14 protein-coding genes are annotated in these 13,984 nt (G+C 60.8%); 5 read left to right on the top strand and 9 right to left on the bottom strand.

All coding sequences use genetic code 11. From position 1 onward, the window contains the following. The first annotated feature begins 97 nt into the window (after positions 1 to 97). A complete protein-coding gene (locus TK06_RS29505; RefSeq protein WP_063324897.1) occupies positions 98 to 505 on the top strand; it encodes a PA2817 family protein in 408 nt (135 codons plus the stop codon). Positions 506 to 606: 101 nt separating this feature from the next. On the opposite strand, the gene TK06_RS29500 is transcribed toward TK06_RS29505, so the two are convergent. Beyond that, entirely contained in the window at positions 607 to 1,605 is a 999-nt protein-coding gene (locus TK06_RS29500) for a LysR family transcriptional regulator (RefSeq protein ID WP_063324896.1), read from the bottom strand. A gap of 90 nt (positions 1,606 to 1,695) precedes the next feature. On the opposite strand from TK06_RS29500, the gene TK06_RS29495 reads away from it, so the two are divergent. The 4 genes from TK06_RS29495 (at position 1,696) to TK06_RS29480 (ending at position 5,086) form a co-directional block, all read left to right on the top strand. Next, entirely contained in the window at positions 1,696 to 2,322 is a 627-nt protein-coding gene (locus tag TK06_RS29495; protein WP_063324895.1) for a hypothetical protein, read from the top strand. 478 nt (positions 2,323 to 2,800) lie between these two features. Continuing rightward, a complete protein-coding gene (locus TK06_RS29490) occupies positions 2,801 to 4,024 on the top strand; it encodes a type II and III secretion system protein family protein (RefSeq protein ID WP_063324894.1) in 1,224 nt (407 codons plus the stop codon). 56 nt (positions 4,025 to 4,080) lie between these two features. Beyond that, entirely contained in the window at positions 4,081 to 4,794 is a 714-nt protein-coding gene (locus TK06_RS29485; protein ID WP_063325246.1) for a tetratricopeptide repeat protein, read from the top strand. 22 nt (positions 4,795 to 4,816) lie between these two features. Next, a complete protein-coding gene (locus TK06_RS29480) occupies positions 4,817 to 5,086 on the top strand; it encodes a DUF3613 domain-containing protein (RefSeq protein ID WP_063324893.1) in 270 nt (89 codons plus the stop codon). Positions 5,087 to 6,162: 1,076 nt separating this feature from the next. Here the strand turns inward: TK06_RS29480 and TK06_RS29475 are convergent. The 8 genes from TK06_RS29475 to cpaB all read right to left on the bottom strand — a co-directional run bounded on the left by TK06_RS29475 (position 6,163) and on the right by cpaB (position 13,980). Beyond that, positions 6,163 to 7,128, bottom strand: a complete 966-nt coding sequence (locus tag TK06_RS29475) for a type II secretion system F family protein (protein WP_063324892.1) — start codon at positions 7,126 to 7,128, stop codon at positions 6,163 to 6,165. Between the two features lie 27 nt (positions 7,129 to 7,155). Then, positions 7,156 to 8,142 carry a type II secretion system F family protein gene (locus TK06_RS29470; RefSeq protein ID WP_063324891.1) on the bottom strand — a complete coding sequence of 329 codons (987 nt, stop codon included), beginning with the start codon at positions 8,140 to 8,142 and terminating at the stop codon, positions 7,156 to 7,158. Then, positions 8,139 to 9,581 carry a CpaF family protein gene (locus tag TK06_RS29465; RefSeq protein WP_063324890.1) on the bottom strand — a complete coding sequence of 481 codons (1,443 nt, stop codon included), beginning with the start codon at positions 9,579 to 9,581 and terminating at the stop codon, positions 8,139 to 8,141. The genes TK06_RS29470 and TK06_RS29465 overlap by 4 nt, the downstream gene beginning before the upstream one ends. A gap of 3 nt (positions 9,582 to 9,584) precedes the next feature. Further along, positions 9,585 to 10,805 (bottom strand): AAA family ATPase, encoded by a 1,221-nt coding sequence (locus tag TK06_RS29460; protein WP_063324889.1) that lies wholly within the window; start codon positions 10,803 to 10,805, stop codon positions 9,585 to 9,587. Next, entirely contained in the window at positions 10,799 to 11,293 is a 495-nt protein-coding gene (locus tag TK06_RS29455; RefSeq protein WP_063324888.1) for a TadE/TadG family type IV pilus assembly protein, read from the bottom strand. Before TK06_RS29455 ends, TK06_RS29460 begins: the two co-directional genes overlap by 7 nt. After that, positions 11,293 to 11,772: a TadE/TadG family type IV pilus assembly protein gene (locus tag TK06_RS29450; protein WP_063324887.1), complete on the bottom strand. Its 480-nt coding sequence runs from the start codon at positions 11,770 to 11,772 to the stop codon at positions 11,293 to 11,295. Before TK06_RS29450 ends, TK06_RS29455 begins: the two co-directional genes overlap by 1 nt. A gap of 8 nt (positions 11,773 to 11,780) precedes the next feature. Further along, positions 11,781 to 13,097: a TadE/TadG family type IV pilus assembly protein gene (locus TK06_RS29445; RefSeq protein ID WP_063324886.1), complete on the bottom strand. Its 1,317-nt coding sequence runs from the start codon at positions 13,095 to 13,097 to the stop codon at positions 11,781 to 11,783. A 70-nt stretch (positions 13,098 to 13,167) separates the two neighbouring features. After that, positions 13,168 to 13,980, bottom strand: coding sequence for a Flp pilus assembly protein CpaB (cpaB, locus tag TK06_RS29440; RefSeq protein WP_063324885.1), 813 nt, complete (start codon positions 13,978 to 13,980; stop codon positions 13,168 to 13,170). Positions 13,981 to 13,984: the final 4 nt, after the last annotated feature.

The following is a 13,984-nucleotide window of genomic DNA, read 5'->3' as shown; positions in this document are numbered from 1 at the left end:
AAGGCTGACTCTCATCAGCCCGATCCGCTCAAGCGTATGAAACTGCGCGCAGGCCCTTTATACTCCTGCGCCCGTTTTGCTCTTGAGGACTTATCTCGTGTCCAATGTCGTTGCCGATCACCTTGTCTTGCTTGACCACTTGCGCAGCATCCTGGTCGCCGTGGGTGAGGCCGAACAGGTGCCCGAAGAAAGCCACGCCCTGTTTCTGGAGCGCTTCGACGAGTTGCGCTCGCAACTGCCCGTCGACCCGATCGAAAGCCAGTACCTGGGCCAGGACCTCCTGTGCCAAGTGATCGTCCGTTATCCACAAATCGCCCACCTGGTGCCTCGCGACCTGCTCTGGTACTTCGCCGGCGACTGCCTGCACTACATGCCCGACGAAGAAATCGCCCTGTACCAGGCCCTGGAGGAGCGTCGTTTCGAAGCCGAGCAAAACGACGAGCCTTTCGACTGGAACCAGGAAAAGCAATTGCTGGCGATGTCGGACCAGGACAGCAAGCACTGATTGCAATCCGTCATGAAAGGCCCGCACGGTTAACCCTGCGGGCCTTTTTTATAGTATCGACCAGGCGGTCGCCATCGCGAGCAGGCTCGCGATGGGGCCGGTCAAAACAACCCATCACTCTCAGGCAACTCATAACGTGTCGCGACCTTGCTGGAACCACTCCCGCCGCCCACCGTGCTCAAAGTCGGTTCCTTCTCCAGACACGCCACCAGATAATCAATGAACACCCGCAACTTGGGCGGCAGGTAGCGGGTCGGTGAATGCAGCAACCACAAGCCACCGTGGTAGGAAGCCAGGAACGTCCAGTCGGCCAATACCTGTACGATCAAGCCTTGCTCCAAGGCATGACGGGCGGTGAAGTACGGCAGGCTGCCAATGCCGATGTGCTGCAAGACGGCCCCCAACCGCACGCCCGTGTGATTGGCCGCGTAGCGTCCGCGCACGCTGACGGTAACGGACTTGCTGCCTTTCTTGAATTTCCAGCGCGCATCGTTCGGGGTTGCCCCCAGGTAAATGCAGCTGTGCTCCAACAGGTCATGAGGATGCTTGGGCATACCGTGTTCAGCCAGGTACTGCGGCGTGGCGCAGAGCAGGTGATCAATGGTCAGCAACTGACGCCCCACCAGCCCGACCGGAGGTTGATCGGTAATCCGGATGGCCAGGTCGACGTGATCGTCGATCAGGTCAACCTGCCGATCCTCCAGGAACAGCTCCACATCGACCTTCGGATAACGACGCAAGAATTCGGGCATGTGCGGATGAATCACGAAACGCCCCACCGCCTTGGGTACGCTGATGCGGATGCGACCTTCAGCCTCCTGAGTGAACTGCCCGCTGATTTCCATCACCGACCGAGCGGCGGCGACCATTTCCTGACAGCGCTTGAACACCTCTTCCCCACCATCGCTCAAACGCAACTTGCGGGTGGTGCGTTGCAACAAACGGGTCGCCAGGGCTTTCTCCAAGCGAGAAATACTGCGGCTGATGGCCGACGGTGATGAACCTGACTGGCGGGCCGCCTCGGAGAAACTGCCAGTCTCCACGACCTTGACGAAGATGGCCATTTCGGCCAGCAATGGCAACGGTAGATTTGTGCTCATGGCGCAACAGTCCTTTGAAATTTGAACGGATTATCACCCTTTTATGCCCTACCTATAATCCCGTCACAATTTCTGATGTGGATATGGCACATGACGCTTCGCCTCTTTTTCCATAGCGATGACCTCAAGGCCAACGTGGAAGTCCTGGATTGCAGCCCCCGGGAACATGAGTTTGCCGTGGTGCTGCACGCCACGCTGTTCCATCCCCAGGGTGGCGGTCAGCCCTGCGACAACGGATGGATCGGCGAAAGCCAGGTGCTACGCGTGGTCCAGGAAGGGCCACAGATCGTCCATTACGTCGACAGTCCGGTGACCTTGGGCACAGTTGCGATCCACGTGGATGCGCAACGTCGACAGTTGAATGCGCGCCTGCACTCGGCTGGGCATCTGATCGGCCATTTCGCCGAGACCCGCGGCTGGACGCCGATCAAGGCCCATCACTGGCCCGGTGAAAGCCGCGTACAGTTCCAGCCAAGGGAAAATCCTCAGGAACTGGACATCTCGATGATCCAGCAAGGCATCGACGAATGGATTGCCAACGACTTGCCGCGCCTGATCACGTTACGCGAAGGCCTGCGCGAAGTCGGTTTCGGTGAGCTGCCCGCCTACGGTTGCGGCGGCACTCACGTGCAGCACCTGCAGGAACTGGGAACAGTCACCATCGCCTCGCTTTCGCAAAAGAAAGGAATACTGTCAGTGCATTACCACGTGGCCTGATATCCGCCAGCCCCTGCGACCAGCAATGGCTCGCAGGTCTCGCCTCCCCCGTCAGACCTGGCTCCTGCAAATCCCCTTCACAACACAAAAAGACAGATTATTGACGCCCATTTGCGCGAATTCTTCCCTTCCGTCACTTTTTAGTCATTTTTTTATTTAAGGCGTGGCGCTTTGCCATGCTTGAACTACCGTCAAACAGAAGCGATGACAGGGTCGGCAAAACGCTCCCTGAAGCGAACTGATCGACACCGTCGTCGCCTTCGAAAATCCCGGAGCTCCCGGGTACCGAAAAGTCGTTTGCAAGCAGCCTGTCGTTCAGTCAGGCCGGTGAAATGCGCCCGTTTGTTGGTAAGCGACGAGGCCTGAAACCGGAATCAATGAACGGTCAGGTTAGATGGAAAGGGGTAGCCCGGGCCTCTTAAGTGATCCGAGGCAAATAGACAAGCCTAGGGATGGCCTCTTCATCGAGGATCACTTCATGACCCATCGTACTGCTCCCGTTCTAAAACATTTCCTTCATGGCCTGTTCTGGATGGGTCTTGGCTTGGATGCGGCCCAGGCCGCAGCGGCAAATTGTTCGCAACTGGACAATTTGCCGGCAACCTTCGAGGTCGGCCAAGGGCTCCAGAGCGAACTGCGCATTCTCGCCCCCGTGACGAAGTTGGCAGTCGGCGACCCGAAAATTGCCGATGTGCAGCCCAGTGGCAGCGATGCCTTTATTCTCACGGGCCTGGCACCCGGCGCCACCAGCCTGATGGTCTGGACCGACTGTTCGAAGATACCGCGCCAGAGCATGATCTTTGTCAAAGGCCGGGCCACCGAGGCGCTGACCGGCGCTGCGAGCATACCGTCCGAAGATCCGATGCTGCTCGCCCAGGTGCAGACCGACATTCGTTTCGTTGAAGTCAGCCGGACCAAACTCAAGGAAGCCTCGACGTCGATTTTTGGCAGTCGTGGCAACTTCCTGTTCGGCTCGCCGAGAACCTTGCCCACTGTCGGCGGTATTGTCCGGCCTTCATTGCCGGTCAATAACGACATGTTCAACCTGTCCTTTGCCACCGGTAAGACCCTGTTGATGATCAACGCACTGGAAGGCAGCGGTTTCGCCTATACCCTGGCGCGGCCGAGCCTGGTGGCCCTCAGCGGGCAGAGTGCGAGCTTCCTGGCCGGCGGCGAAGTGCCGATCCCGGTGCCCAGTGCCGGTAGCGACAACGTGTCCATCGAGTACAAGGAATTCGGCATTCGCCTGACCCTGACCCCCACCGTCATCGGCAAGAATCGCATCGCACTGAAGGTGGCTCCGGAAGTCAGTGAGCTGGACTTCACCAACGCGGTGAACATCGCCGGGACCCTGGTGCCAGCACTCACGGTACGTCGTACCGACACCAGCATCGCCTTGGCCGATGGCGAAAGCTTCGTCATCAGCGGCCTGATCAGCACCCGCAACAGCTCCCAGGTGAACAAGTTTCCAGGGCTGGGCGATGTGCCGATTCTCGGCGCGTTCTTTCGTGACAACGCCATCAACCGCGAAGAGCGCGAACTGCTGATGATCGTCACGCCGCACCTGGTCCAACCGTTGGCCGCCGACGCGCAACTGCCAACATTGCCGGGCGAACAACTGCGCAATTACGACCCGAATTTCTACCGTATGTACTTCCTCGAACATGGCGAGTTCGACAACCGCAGCGGGCTTTCCCAATGAGCCGGCGCCTGGTGTGCAACGCGTACGACGTCCAACGGTTCGCCAAGGGGTATTCCATGAAAACAGTGATCGCATTAGCGGCGTCCTTGATGCTTGCCGGTTGTGCCAGCAGCGGCGTGGTGGCTTCACGCACGACCGATTGCGCCAAGCCCGGAGCCGACCAGGAACTGGCCTTGAACATGGCCGAAGACATGGCCAACGAAGGTCGTTTGTACGCCAGCCTGGCGAACCTCGAACGCTTGCCCGAGGACTTGGTCCAGGTCCGCCTGCGCAAGGCTCGGGTGCTGCGCCTGATGGGCCGCAACGAGGCCGAACCGTTGTACAAAAGCCTGCTCGGGACATGCCTGGCCGCAGACGGTGAACATGGCCTTGGTCAATTGGCAGTCGCCAAAAATGACAATGCAGCCGCTACGCAATACCTCGAACGCGCAGCGAAAATGGCCCCGACCGAAGGCAAGATCCGCAACGACCTGGGTGTCGTCTACCTCAACCAACGACGCATTTCAGAAGCCCGCTTCGAGTTCATGACCGCCATGGAGCTCCAGCAGTCCGACACGCTGGCTGCGCTCAACATGGTGACCCTGCTGATCTACCAGGACAACTGGAAGCAGGCCGCCGAGCTCGCGAACATGGCCAAGCTGAGCCCCCAGCAAGTGGCAGATGCCCAAGCCCGTGCGGAAAAAATCAGGGGTTCGGCCACAAACACAATGACGTCACCCGCCAACCGCCCCACCGAGATCGTCGATGCCTCAACTGGCGCGGTCAAGTAGAGCGTTACGAGGAGTTCAAGAAATGATGACCAAACAATTGATGATCGTGTGCATGGTGAGCCTGTCCAGCAGCGCCTGGGCCATTGACCCAGGCCCCTCTTCGGCCGCACAGCAAGGCACCGAGAGCTGGATGCAACTGCAGATTCGCGGCGTGGTGGCCTCCACCAACCTGCAAACCGCCTCGGCCGCCGAGCGCGAGATGGCCATGCAGCGTTGGCTCAACAGCTTCAACTACCCGATCCCGGAATTCTTTGACCAGGACTCGGGAGGCGAGATCACCAGTAGCAAATGAAACACGCTGGACAAACGAAAAGATCGCAGCCTTTGGCGGTACCTGCCTCCGAATCAGGACGGGAACTGTCGAAGGCTGCGATCTTTTGATTTGAACGTATCAATTGTCGCTCGTGGCGAGGGAGAGATTGCCGCGTCTTCGACGCTGCGCTGTCGCGTAGGGAACTGGAGCCACGCCCACGAAATCGGGTCTTTGATCGTTCCCACGCTGCGTGGGAATACATCCCCTGACGCTCTGCGTCACCTTGCAGAAGCGGAACGCAGAGCGTCCCTGGCGGCATTCCCACGCGGGAGCGTGGGAACGATCGAATCCAGACAACCTGACACAACGAGGTGTTGATCGCTCCCACGCTCTGCGTGGGAATACATCCCCTGACGCTCTGCGTCACCTTGCAGAAGCGGAACGCAGAGCGTCCCTGGCGGCATTCCCACGCGGGAGCGTGGGAACGATCGAAACCTGTGGGAGCAAGCTTTGCTCCCACAGATCTGATGGGGTGTACGACCGGGAGAGCCAGGTCGGCTACTAGGCCGCCTCGGGGTGGACGTTGATCTCGGGCGCCCCGTTAACCACGATGGCCGAACGAAGGCATTGCGTAGTGGGCATCCCGGCATGGATGCCGGGATAGCCGCGCTGGGCCCAGAGTGTGTAAAAACGCAGACATCGTTTGGAGATCTGCGTTGCTACGTAAAATCTGCCAGCGCTTGGCTAGTCAGCCAGACCTAAAATTTGCGTAGGAACGCGATTTTCGTTCAGGTTCTGACCGTCATACCTGCTCTAAAACGTTTTTACACAGCCTGGGCCATGGATGGCCCTTCGCGGCGGGCCCACGGAGCAATGCCTTCGTTCGGGCATGCCGAGCCTAGGCGAGGCACCGAGTGGTGGGGCAAAAAGCGCTTTGCTTACTTTCGCGCTTTTCGAAAGTGAGTCGCCGTCGGGGCGAAACCCTAAGCAGCCGTTACCACAGCAATGGATATGTACTCAGTCAACAAGAGCAACTCCAGCCGTCAGGCCACTAACGCGAGCAAGCTCGCACAATAGGCCTGCGGTGAACACAAGACTCATGGACACCCACCGATCTACATATTCCCAAAGGCCCTGAACACACCGATCATGGCCGGACCAATGGCAACCAGGAAGAAGCTCGGCCACAGGCAGAAGATCAGCGGGAAGATCAGCTTGGTGCCAATCTTGGCCCCCATCTCTTCTGCGGCCTGGGTACGCCGGTCGCGAAACTCATCGGCGTAGATCCGCAGGGTATCGGCCACGCTGGTACCGAAACGAATGCTCTGCGCCAGCAGGCTGACCAAACCCTGGATATCCTCCAGGCCGGTGCGCACGGCCAGTTGCTTGAGCGCCTCGGTGCTGGTGATGCCCGCCCGGATCTGCGCATTGACCAGCGCCAGTTCCTCGGCCAGTTCGACCTGGCTGACTGACATCTCTTCGGCCACCCGCTCGATCGTCGTGGGCAGGGCCAGGCCCGACTCGACGCAAACCACCATCAAGTCCAAGGCATCCGGGAACGCGGCGCGCAGCCGGCCTTGCCGTGCCTGCTTGCGTTTACCGACGTAGATCGCCGGCAGCAACCAACCGATACCCGCGATGAGGGTGACCGCCAGCAGACCAATGGCCACTGAAACCTTGACCATCGGCAGCAGCAACAACGCAATGCCGACCAGCAACAACGGCAACATCAGGCGCACCGCCCAATACATCTGCACCGCCGAGGCAGAGCGGTAACCGGCATGGGTCAGCAAGGTCTGGGTGGCGGACGTGTGGGCCTGGTCGGTGGAAGCAAAGCGTTGGCCGATCCGTTCCAGCAAGAGTTGCAGGTTACCCGGCGCCTCCTGCCCCGTCGTGCTTCCAGCGTAACCGCGCTTGATCAACGCCAGGCGCCGCTGCACCGGATCCTGCAAGCCCAGCATCAATAGCAGGAGCGCGACGGCCGCCAGCACCGTGCTGAGGCCAATCGCGGCGATGAACAACAGGCGCGCCAGTTCTTCGTTACCGGTAAACCGACTCAACAATCCGAGCAAAAAGTCCATGACTGAAACCTCTTGGCGCAACAGCGCTTAAACCTGGATCCGGATGATCTTCTTTATCCAGAAAATCCCGATCAACATGGCGCAGAATGCGCCGATGATCAGCTTGTGCCCTATGGGGTCATTGATCAGCACCGGCATGTAGCTGGGGCTGGTGAGCACGATGGCGATCGCCAGCACGAACGGGATCGCCACCAGCACCCAGGCCGACATGCGCCCTTCCGCCGACAACGTCTTGATCTTGCGCTGGAACCGGAAACGCCCGCGAATCAGGCGGCTCAAGCGCTCCAGCACTTCGGTCAGGTTGCCGCCGGTCTCGCGGTGGATGAGGATCGAAGTCACCAGCATCATCACCGTCATGCTCGGCATCCGCTCCAGCAGGCCGAGCATGGCCCGGCGCACGTCGTTGCCATAGTTGATGTCGGAAAAGGTCATACCGAATTCCTGGGCGACCGGCCCTTTGTGCTCCTCGGCGACCAGACGCAGGGTTTCGTTGAACGGATGCCCGGCGCGCAAGGCCCGGCACATGGCGTCCAGCGCATCCGGCAAACCTTCCTCGAACGCGGCGAAACGCTTGTTGCGGTCACGCAGGATCTTCAACACCGGCACCCAGGTCAACGCAAATGCCGCCAGCAGCGCCAGCCACCAGACGGGCGAGACCATCAGTACCAAGGCACCGGCCGCCGCCCCCAGGACCAGCCCCAGCAGCATGACCCGATAGGCCCGGTATTCATGACCGGACTGCTCGATCAGTTGGGTCAGGTTGGCCATGAATGGCAGCTGTTCCAGGCGGGCTTCCAAGGGTGACAGGCGCGTCAGGTATTTCTGCCGCAACACGGTCTGCATGTTGGGCAAGTGGTTGGCCTTCTCCAGCACATGCAAGCGCCCGCGAATACGCTTGCGCATCTTGCCGGCTTCACCGAACACCGGCACCACCACGCCCTGGGACAGCAGGAATACGGCGATGAACACCATGCCGAGGAAAATCAGAATGAACTCACTGGGGATATTGCTCATGACGTCCGGCCCTCCATCCACTCAGGGCGAAACAGGGTCAGTGGCAGCTCGATGCCGCGCTTGGCCAGCACATCGCGGAATGCCGGGATCATGCCACTGGGCCGATACTCCCCAAGCACCTCGCCGTGCTCACCGATGCCCTGGCGCACGAAGGAGAAAATTTCGGTCATGGTGATGATCTCTCCTTCCATCCCATTGATCTCTTGCATGCTCACCACGCGTCGCTTGCCGTCTTCTTGACGCTCCAGTTGGATCACCACATCGATGGCCGAGGCAATTTGTTGACGCATGGCCTTGATCGGAAACGTCGCCCCGGTCATCGACACCATGTTCTCGATTCGACCTAATGCGTCCCGTGCGGTGTTGGCGTGAATGGTGGTCAGCGAACCGTCGTGGCCGGTGTTCATCGCCGTGAGCATGTCCATCGCCTCGGCGCCACGCACCTCGCCGATGACAATGCGGTCCGGACGCATCCGCAAGCTATTGCGCACCAATTCCCGCTGGCTCACCTCGCCACGTCCCTCGATGTTCGACGGCCGGGTTTCCAGGCGTACCACGTGAGGTTGCTGCAGTTGCAGCTCGGCCGAATCCTCGATGGTGACGATGCGTTCGTTGTGGGGGATGAAACTCGACAGCACGTTGAGCATGGTGGTCTTGCCGCTGCCGGTCCCGCCGGAGATCAGCACATTCAGGCGCCCGCGAACAATGGCCTTGAGCAGCAAGGCAATGGCCGGGGTCATGGTGCCGACCTGGATCAGGCTGTCGGTGTTGAGCAGGTCCACGGCGAAGCGCCGGATCGACATGCTTGGACCATCGATGGCCAGCGGTGGAATGATCGCGTTGACCCGCGAACCGTCCTTGAGCCGGGCGTCCACCAACGGCGAGGACTCGTCGATTCGCCGCCCCAGGCTGGAGACGATACGGTCGATGATGTTCAGCAGATGCTGGTCGTCGCGAAAACGCACGTCGGTGCGTTGCAGCTTGCCGAAGCGCTCGACGTAGACCGAGGCAAACCCATTGACCAGGATGTCGGACACGCTATGGTCGGCCAACAGCGGTTCCAGCGGCCCGAGGCCGAGCACTTCATCGGTGATCTGCTTGATGATCAGTTGCCGGCTGACGGTACTCACCGGCGCCGAATGTTCCTCGAGCAGACGCTGGCAAATTTCGCGTATCTGCCGCGCGGCCTCGGCTTGCTCAAGGGTATCGAGCAACGACAGGTCCATGACCTTGAGCAGTTGCTGGTAGATCTTTTCCCGCCATTCGGCCTCCACCGGGGTCACCTGGCTGCGGGTTTCATACAGCACGTCGGGGATGGCCTGTTCCCAGGCCATCAAGGCGTCCGTCGGGTCCGGCAAGCCGTCCTCGGGCTGGGTGCCCGCTGAGGCGCCGGATTTGGAAGGTTGTTTGCGCAAGCGGTTACGAAAGTCGCTGATCATGGGTCATCCCCCGAAAAAACGGTTGAAGGCACGTTTAAGCAGGCCCTTGTCTGTGGCCATCTGGTGACCGACCAGGTCTTCGGTCAAATCGCGCAGGGCGGCGGTGATGGCCGCCTTCGGCGCATGCAGCCCCAACGGCACGCCAGTGTTCTGACTCTGGCTGACCAGGTTGAAGTCATTGGGCAATTTCGACAGGTTCGTGCAACGCAGGGCCTCGCCGATGTCCTTGAGGCTGACGGCGGCGTTTTTGTCATAGCGATTGATCACGATCTGCAACTGATCCCCGCGCACGCCCAGGTCTTCACGCAGGATCCGCACCAGGGCGCTGGCATCGCGCAGGTGGCTGACGCTCTGTTGCACCACCACGTACACCCGGTCCACCTGCTCCAGCACCGAGCCGGTGAGGTGGTCGATCTGCCGCGGCAGGTCCACCACCACCCAGTCATAGCTGGTACGAGCCAGTTGCAACAGGGCATCGAGCTGTTCGGGTTGGGCGTCCTGGGGCAGGCACAACTCGCCGGCCCGGCCACCGAGCACATGCAGGGTCGGGCTGAAGTGGCTGCAAAAACCCCGCAGCGCGACGCTGTCCATGTCATCGATCTGCTGCAGCACTTCCAGATGGCTGTGGGACTGCGCTACGTCCAGGTAATGGGTCACGCTGCCAAATTGCAGGTCCATGTCCAGCAACAGCGTATTGCCGGCCCGGGCGCTGAGTTGTTGGGCCAGGTTGCACGCCACCAGGGTTCCGCCGGAACCACCCTTGGCGCTGATCACCGCGATCAGCTTCCCTTCATTGCCGTTGCCGAGGCGGACTTCCGTCACCAGGCGATTCAGGGCCGCCACCAACTCCGTATCGGCGATGGGTTCGGGCAGCACGTCCCGAGCGCCGGCCTGCATCGCCAGGCGCATGCCCTCCTGCTCACCCAAGGGACCACACACCAGCATCGGCGGACGTTCATGGGCCGGACGTTGCAGCAAGGCTGACAATTCTTCGCGCCACAGGTGGCTGACGCGTAGCAGCAACAGGTCGGGCATGCGGTCCAGGCCGTAGAGCGGGTCGACATGCCCGTTGCTGACCAGGCGCGTACTCACCTCAAGGCCAGGCATACGCTGGCAGACGCATTGCAGGTCACGCAGGGCCGTGGCATCGCGGCTGCTGATCAGTATCCGCAGCCCGGCTCTGCCAGTCGCGGTCGAAAGCGGAGTTTCCCTGGTATTCAGCATGGTGTGATCTCCCCGGAATCGGAATGACGCCCAAGGCTTTCGCGTGGCAAGGTTGCCCTGAACGCGGGCAAGGTAATGGGCACGCCTAAGCCGGGAATGAACAGGTTGAAAACGAAGTTCTCCACGCTCAAGCGAACGTAGCGAATGGCACGGAAACCGTTGGCGCCGGAGGTGTCGGCTGGGTTCGCCACGACGGCTCCGTTGACATCCAGGTAGGTCAGCGCCAGGTTCGTGGTCGCCAGGCTGGTGATCAGTTGACTGGTGCCGGCGTCCGTCGCGGCGTTGAAGATGGCCCGACGCAACACCACCGGGTCGCTGATATTGCACACCGCCGCCAGCCGGACTCCACGGCGCGCCGCTTCATCCAGCGCGTTGACCGTGAAGTACAACCGGCCCATTTCCACCACGCCGAACAGCAGGATGAACACCAGCAAGCCCACGAAGGAAAACTCCACGATGTAAGTGCCGCGCATGTGTTTGTGATTCATCACAGCGCCCTCATCACGGTGGTTGCGACCAACTGGATGCCCAAGGGAATGGCATTGCCGAAAAATCCTGGAATCGAACCTGTGCAGTTACCCGCACCAATCACCGGACAGAAGGGGTAGGTTATGGTGACGCGCACATGATCGATGCCCTCGGCGGCGACCTGAACGTGAGCCGTGGTCAACCCTGACACCACGGCGGTGCCGGTAGCACTGGGCACGCCATACACCGCGACGTTTTTTGTCTGGGTCAGCAACGTGTTGTTCAGCGTGATGCCGCCCAGGGTGGTATTCCACGCCTGGCTGGCGACGAAACGGTCGGCATCGCGACTGGCCTGCAATAGCACGTTGTATTGGTAGAGCATGCGGCCGAACTCGCCGAAGGCCAGCAGCAACAACAGCAGCAACGGCAGCACCAGGGTGAACTCCACCAGCGCTACGCCTTGCTGGGCTTGTGCGGGTTTGAAATGAGAAAGTCCCATGACGCCTCCTACGAGTCGGTGCTCGGCGTGCCGCTGCCGTTGAGATAGGTTTTGTAGAGCTGGATGATCTGCGGGCCGGAATCGGTGGAGGGCGTAGGACCGGGTACGTTGTCGCCTTCGCACTCCTGGACGAACTGGCCGAAGATAATGGACTCCGAACCACCGCCGTCCACCGGCTGCACGACGAAATAGCAGCCGAACCCCAAGACTGGAATCGACGTCGAGCCGCTCAGCTTCCCGGCGCAATCACCGATCACGATTTTCAACATCCGGCGCTCGAAAACCCCGTTGCTTTCACAACCGCTGCCGCCCCCCGCCACACAGGCGGCGACCTGGGCCCGCCAGTCGTTGTAGTCCTGTATCGCCTCGCCGCCCGCCGAAAGATCGCCGTTGCTCGAATTGATGGATTGGCCTTTGTATTGCGCCTGGGAGAGCGCATCGTTGTAGGTGATCGCCGGGGTGCCTGAGGACGTGACCAGGTCCGGCGGGTAGTCCGAAGAACTGACGGGGCCGTTGTAGATACCGAAGCGCGTATTCAAGCCTTGGGAAGTAGGACCGGCTTTATTACCTGGCGCAGTCTGGACGTTGTCGCCGACACTGCGGCAAACCGAGCCACCGCCGGCCAGATCCTCGCGGACTGCGCTGCCGCCTGAGCCGAAATCCAGCAATTGGAAGTTGCCCGGGCCGATGGGTGATGTGTTCCCCGCCGCCGTTTTCAAGACTTCCAGATCGCCAAACTGATACCCCCAGAAGTTGCCGGCGGCCGGGTCGTATTGAGTGGGATCGCCACAGACCATCAACGGCGCCAGATCACACGGAGAGGTGGGGCTGGGCCCCGCGGTGGCAATCGCCGCCACGCGCTTGTTGCCCAAGCCGGCGCTGCCCATCGTTTGCACGAAGCTCCAGAAAAAACCGTTCAATTGATAGCTGGCCACCGACACCCGTACGTATTTGGCATCGGTTGGCCCTGGATAGGAGAACGGGCCGTAGACGCTGCTGGACAGTTCCACCACGGCAAACGCCCCCGGGTTGCCAGCAACGGCGGTTGCCAGTTCGGTGTTGCCGGCGGCGTTGGCGTTTCTGTTGAGCGTGTCCAGGGCCGCCGCGCGAGTGGTGCTGGCCATGTTGATGCTGCCACTCACCTGGCTCAGGGTCTTGGCCCCGCCCAGGGCGGCGGCATCCACCGCATTTTGCAGACGCGTCTTGTTCAGCAGCATGTGCCCGCCATCCAGGGCCAACGCCGCCATCATGGAAATCGCTACCAACGCGATCACCATCAGTACACTCACCGCCCCTCCCTGGCGCCGGATATTGGCATTCATCATCGAGCCCTCATACAACGTTTGAGGATCGGCATCGCCACGGTCCACAAGGGCCTGGCATGGAGGGTGTTACTCAGCGGACATTGATCACACTGCTTTCAGTTCCGCGGATCAGCGTGATCGCCCCGCCTTGCGGCTTGGCACTGCGCTGTACCACAGGTTTTGGCAGTGGAGCGGCCATCGCCATGACTGGCGCCGGGGCTGGCGGTGCAACGGCCACGGCCTTTTTCTCCAGGTTCAACGGGTTGCGCAAGGCCAATTGCAACTTGCCCTCGGTCTGCGCAGTGACCAGCAATTCCGCTTCGGTGGCCGACATTTCCAACGTCACAGCACGCACCACTACGGGTTGGGTCTTGTCCGTGCCTGCGGTCTGGTCCACGGCCAGTACCCGCAGGTTTTCCAGGAGGGTCCGGGACGTCGCACTGTTGCTGCCGGCACTGGTGGTCTTGGTCGCCAAGACATCGACCCGGTTGCCCGGCAAGAGGAAGCCACCCACGCCGACCACATCATCCACCCTTACCGAAATGGCGCGTTTGTCCGGTGCGATCAGCGAAGCCAGGGTGCTGCCACCCAGGTGCTCACTCAACCGCGCGCCCCGCACGATGTCGCCACGCAGGATGTCGAAGGTGGCGATCTTGCCTACGGCCTGCTCGCTGGAATCGAAGGCGTCGTCCGGGATCGTGTCCATGGGCATGCGCACGGTGGTGACCTGCTGGGCCTCGACCATTTGCCCGAAGGGGATTTCCACCGTGGCGACCACCACGCTTCGCAAATGATCATCGGGAGACGCGTTGAGTCGCGCGCTCAGCCAGGCGTCAGCCATCCATGCGGCACCAAGGCCCATTACCAGGGAAACGCCTATCAGCGGAAGCGTACGAGAGCTCATGTCG

It is taken from the genome of Pseudomonas fluorescens (assembly GCF_001623525.1).
Lineage (GTDB): Bacteria > Pseudomonadota > Gammaproteobacteria > Pseudomonadales > Pseudomonadaceae > Aquipseudomonas > Aquipseudomonas fluorescens_Q.
This window is presented reverse-complemented; position numbering and strand designations above follow the sequence as displayed.

Excerpts from the sequence above, each read along its gene's own strand:
- TK06_RS29495 (WP_063324895.1), top strand. The coding sequence starts at position 1,696 with ATGACGCTTCGCCTCTTTTTCCATAGCGATGACCTCAAGGCCAACGTG.
- cpaB (WP_063324885.1), bottom strand. The coding sequence starts at position 13,980 with ATGAGCTCTCGTACGCTTCCGCTGATAGGCGTTTCCCTGGTAATGGGC.
- TK06_RS29480 (WP_063324893.1), top strand. The coding sequence starts at position 4,817 with ATGATGACCAAACAATTGATGATCGTGTGCATGGTGAGCCTGTCCAGC.
- TK06_RS29490 (WP_063324894.1), top strand. The coding sequence starts at position 2,801 with ATGACCCATCGTACTGCTCCCGTTCTAAAACATTTCCTTCATGGCCTG.
- TK06_RS29450 (WP_063324887.1), bottom strand. The coding sequence starts at position 11,772 with ATGGGACTTTCTCATTTCAAACCCGCACAAGCCCAGCAAGGCGTAGCG.
- TK06_RS29445 (WP_063324886.1), bottom strand. The coding sequence starts at position 13,097 with ATGATGAATGCCAATATCCGGCGCCAGGGAGGGGCGGTGAGTGTACTG.
- TK06_RS29465 (WP_063324890.1), bottom strand. The coding sequence starts at position 9,581 with ATGATCAGCGACTTTCGTAACCGCTTGCGCAAACAACCTTCCAAATCC.
- TK06_RS29460 (WP_063324889.1), bottom strand. The coding sequence starts at position 10,805 with ATGCTGAATACCAGGGAAACTCCGCTTTCGACCGCGACTGGCAGAGCC.
- TK06_RS29500 (WP_063324896.1), bottom strand. The coding sequence starts at position 1,605 with ATGAGCACAAATCTACCGTTGCCATTGCTGGCCGAAATGGCCATCTTC.
- TK06_RS29470 (WP_063324891.1), bottom strand. The coding sequence starts at position 8,142 with ATGAGCAATATCCCCAGTGAGTTCATTCTGATTTTCCTCGGCATGGTG.
- TK06_RS29485 (WP_063325246.1), top strand. The coding sequence starts at position 4,081 with ATGAAAACAGTGATCGCATTAGCGGCGTCCTTGATGCTTGCCGGTTGT.
- TK06_RS29455 (WP_063324888.1), bottom strand. The coding sequence starts at position 11,293 with ATGAATCACAAACACATGCGCGGCACTTACATCGTGGAGTTTTCCTTC.
- TK06_RS29475 (WP_063324892.1), bottom strand. The coding sequence starts at position 7,128 with ATGGACTTTTTGCTCGGATTGTTGAGTCGGTTTACCGGTAACGAAGAA.